The 3,761-nt window shown below is 70.2% G+C and carries 3 protein-coding genes; 2 read left to right on the plus strand and 1 reads right to left on the minus strand.

Annotated elements, in window-relative coordinates:
• Positions 1–56 precede the first annotated feature (56 nt).
• Both nhaA and G4D87_RS35020 read left to right on the plus strand, forming a co-directional pair.
• Positions 57–1,406 carry a Na+/H+ antiporter NhaA gene (gene nhaA / locus G4D87_RS35015; RefSeq protein ID WP_163787028.1) on the plus strand — a complete coding sequence of 450 codons (1,350 nt, stop codon included), beginning with the start codon at positions 57–59 and terminating at the stop codon, positions 1,404–1,406.
• Between the two features lie 21 nt (positions 1,407–1,427).
• The gene (locus G4D87_RS35020) at positions 1,428–3,119 is read left to right on the plus strand and encodes an ABC1 kinase family protein (protein WP_163787030.1); all 1,692 of its coding nucleotides are present in this window, start codon (positions 1,428–1,430) and stop codon (positions 3,117–3,119) included.
• Between the two features lie 9 nt (positions 3,120–3,128).
• On the opposite strand, the gene G4D87_RS35025 is transcribed toward G4D87_RS35020, so the two are convergent.
• Entirely contained in the window at positions 3,129–3,593 is a 465-nt protein-coding gene (locus G4D87_RS35025; RefSeq protein ID WP_163787032.1) for a DUF2267 domain-containing protein, read from the minus strand.
• Positions 3,594–3,761: the final 168 nt, after the last annotated feature.

Here is a 3,761-nt window from a genome sequence, read left to right on the forward strand (position 1 = left end):
CCCCACCGCTGAAAACGGGTGCCATGCCCGGCGACGCGGTGCATCTTGCGCGCCGCATGGCGCAGACACCCCCTCCCTCCGAGGCCCGGCCCCGGCCTCCCGTGCCCGCGCTCTTCCGCGTGGCCCTGGCCCCCATCCAAGCCTTCTTCCGCCTGGAGGCGGCCAGCGGCATCCTGCTGGCGTCGTGCGCCGTGGCCGCCCTGGCGTGGGCCAACTCGCCGTGGGCCGCCACCTACTTCGCCGTGTTCGACGCCCGCATGACGGTGGGGGTGGCGGGCGTCCACGCGGGCTTCACCGTCCGCGAGCTCATCAACGACGGCTTGATGACGCTGTTCTTCTTCGTCATCGGCCTGGAGATCAAGCGCGAGCTGAGCTCCGGCGAGCTGCGCACCTTCTCCCGCGCGGTGCTGCCGCTCATCGCCGCGCTGGGCGGCATGATTGTCCCCGCCGCGCTCTACGCCGTCTTCAACCAGGGGACGCCCGCGCAGGCGGGCTGGGCCATCCCCATGGCCACCGACATCGCCTTCGCCATTGGCTGCCTCACGCTGGTCAGGGCGCGGGTGAGCCACGGGCTGGTCGTGTTCCTCACGGCGCTGGCCATCTTCGATGACATCGGCGGCATCCTCGTCATCGCCCTGTTCTACGGCACGGGGCTCCACGTGAGCTGGCTCGTGGGGGCGCTGGGCGTGCTCGCCGTGCTGGCGTGCCTCAACCACTTCCAGGTGCGCAACGGCGTGGCGTACGCGCTGGCGGGCGCGGCGCTCTGGTACACGATGCACCACGGCGGCATCCACGCCACGCTGGCGGGCGTGGTGCTGGGCCTGTTCATGCCCGCGCGCGCCCTGCGTCCGGGCCGGCAGGTGCTGGAGGAGCTGCGCTTCTACGTGGACCGGGCGCTCCAGACGGCCATGGACGAGACGGCCCGGGGCGCGCAGATTCTCTACATCGAGGAGCGCCTGGAGGAGCTGGAGCCGCCGCTCAACCGCTTCGTCCACCTGTGGCACGTGCCCGTGGCGTACGGCATCGTCCCCCTCTTCGCCCTGGCCAACTCGGGCATCTCCCTGGAGGGCATGGGCTGGGCGGACCTGCTCCGGCCGCTGCCGCTGGGCATCATCGCCGGCCTCTTCGTGGGCAAGCAGGTGGGCATCTTCCTGTTCACCTGGGGCTCGGTGAAGCTGGGCGTGGCGGACCGGCCCGGCGGCGCGACGCTGCCGCAGCTCCACGGCGTGGCGGTGGTGGCGGGCATTGGCTTCACGGTGGCGCTGTTCGTGGCGGGGTTGACCTTCCCCCACCAGCCGGCGCTGCTCACGGAGGCCAAGCTGGGCATCCTGGTGGGCTCGCTGCTCTCCGCGGTGGTGGGCTACGTGCTCTTGCGCTTCGTGGCGAAGCCGGCCGTCCCGGCGTAACGTAGAGGACAGGAACGCCCCGTGATTCTCCAAGACCTCAACCGCGTGCGGCAAATCACCGTCATCGCGGCGCGCCACGGCTTTGGCGAGCTGGCGGAGCGCGCGGGCCTGTGGCGCATCCTCGGCCGCAAGGAGAAGGTGGAAGTCTCGCCGGAGGCCCAGCGCGCCTCCACCGCGCGGCGCTTCCGCATGCTGCTCAACGACTTGGGCCCCACCTTCGTCAAGCTGGGCCAGGTGCTGTCCACCCGCGCCGACCTGCTGCCCGCCGAGTACATCGACGAGCTGGCCATGCTCCAGGACCACGTGGAGCCCATCACCCTGGAGGAGGTCCGCGCGCAGATTGAAGGTTCGCTCGGCGCCACCGTGGAGAGCCTCTTCGCCGCCATCGACCCGGCGCCGCTGGCCGCCGCGTCCATCGCCCAGGTGCACCGCGCGGTGACGCTGGAGGGTGAAGAGGTGGTGGTGAAGGTGCAGCGGCCGGGCATCGCCGAGCGCATCGACTCCGACCTGGGCGTGCTGCGCAGCCTGGCGCGCCTGTTGGAGGCCGTGGTGGAGGAGACGGGCGTGTACACGCCCACCGGCATCGTGGACGAGTTCGACCGGGCCATCCACGAGGAGCTGGACTTCATCAACGAGGCCACCAACATCCGGGCCTTCCTGGAGAACCACCGCGAGCGGCCCTACCTCAAGATTCCGCGCGTCTACTCCAGTCTGTCCAGCCGCACGGTGCTGACGCTGGAGTTCATCCGCGGCGTGAAGCTCAACCCCGCGGAGCTGAGCGAGCCCGAGCGCAAGGCGATTGCCCAGAACATCCTGGACGCCTCCTTCCGGCAGCTCTTCGAGGACGGCCTGTTCCACGGCGACCCGCACCCGGGCAACCTCCTGCTGATGGAGGACCACCGGCTGGCGCTGCTGGACTTCGGCGTGGTGGGCCGGCTGTCGCGGCCCATGCAGGAGACGCTGGTCATGCTGTGCCTGGCGGTGGCGCTCAAGGACAGCGAGTCCATGGCGCGCATCCTCTACCGCGTGGGCGTGCCGGACGCGCGCGCCAACCTGGTGGGCTTCCGCAACGACATCGAGGCGCTGCTCGGCCAGCACCTGGCCACCACGCTGGGACAGGTGGACACGCGCTCGCTGCTGCGGGACTTGTTGGATTTGGCGGTGAAGTACCGCATCCGCATCCCCAAGGAGTACGCGCTGCTCAGCCGGGCCTCCGTGTCCACGGAGGGCATGCTGCGCAGCCTGTACCCGGAGATGAACATCATCGAGGTGGCGCTGCCGTACGCCAAGGAGCTGCTCGCCGGGCGCTACGATCCGATGCAGCTCCAGGGCGGGCTGATGCGCACGCTGCTGCGCTTCCAGTCCATGGCGCAGGACTTGCCCACGCAGTTGTCGCAAATCCTGTTGGACATGGAGTCCGGCAAGTTCACCGTCACGGTGCGCGCGGACCAGTTCGACAAGCTGAATGAGAACCTGCGCAGCGCGGCGGTGATTGCCTTCATGGGCCTGTGCGCGTGCGGGTTCATCGTGGGCGCGTTCATCTCCTTCGCGCCCAAGCCGTGGATGTACGGCAACGTGCCGGTGCTCGGCGTCGTGGGCATCGCGGTGGCGGCGGCCTTCTTCGGCGCGGCCATCACCTGGTACCTCTTCGGCGGACGGGGCCTGGGCAAGGTGCGCCTGAGCCGCTTCCTCAAGAAGCCCAAGCGCAGGTAGCCGCTGGCTCTAGACGGGCCGGCGCCACAGGTCCGCGAGGTCCGCCGGGAGCTGCGAGGCCACGGCCGCCACCTCGTCTTCTGGAATCCTGTCCCGGATGGCGGTGAACACCGCCGTCAGGACGCGCTGCGCCTGGTCCACGGGGATGCGCAGGTGGTCCGCCACGTCGGTGATGAACTCCGCGCGCCCCATGCGCTTCGCGTGGGACGGGCCCCGGTGGATGTCGCACGTCCCGAGGATGGCACCGATGCCGCCCTTCCCCAGCGACCAGAGCAGCTTGAGGTCCTCTCCGTCGGACAGGCGCCGGGCCAGCGTGCAGAACACCGCCTCCGCTCCCTTCCGGGCGTCCACGCCATTCACCTGGAACTCGCGGCTGTTGCCAAGCTCGTCCAGGAAGCCCTGGAGGTCCTGGGGCTCGTCGCGCTCCTTCACCGGCGTGGCGCTGTTGATGGGGGATTCGGTGTGCTCCGCCATGGGGCTGCCTCCTTGCGTGCCAGCGCGGCCAGGCCGCGCGCCTATCAGGGTGGGCATGGCGCGCGTTTGCTTCAGCCGGGCAACGCCGTGCGCCTCGGCCCGTCAGCTTCCAGGCGAGAGCCCGGCAGGGAGCCGCCCCTCCCTGTTCCGGCGAGGGGGCCTCCATTG

The organism is Myxococcus vastator (assembly GCF_010894475.1).
Lineage (GTDB): Bacteria > Myxococcota > Myxococcia > Myxococcales > Myxococcaceae > Myxococcus > Myxococcus vastator.

Coding starts and splice junctions, on each gene's coding strand:
- nhaA (WP_163787028.1), top strand. CDS start 57: ATGGCGCAGACACCCCCTCCCTCCGAGGCCCGGCCCCGGCCTCCCGTG.
- G4D87_RS35025 (WP_163787032.1), bottom strand. CDS start 3,593: ATGGCGGAGCACACCGAATCCCCCATCAACAGCGCCACGCCGGTGAAG.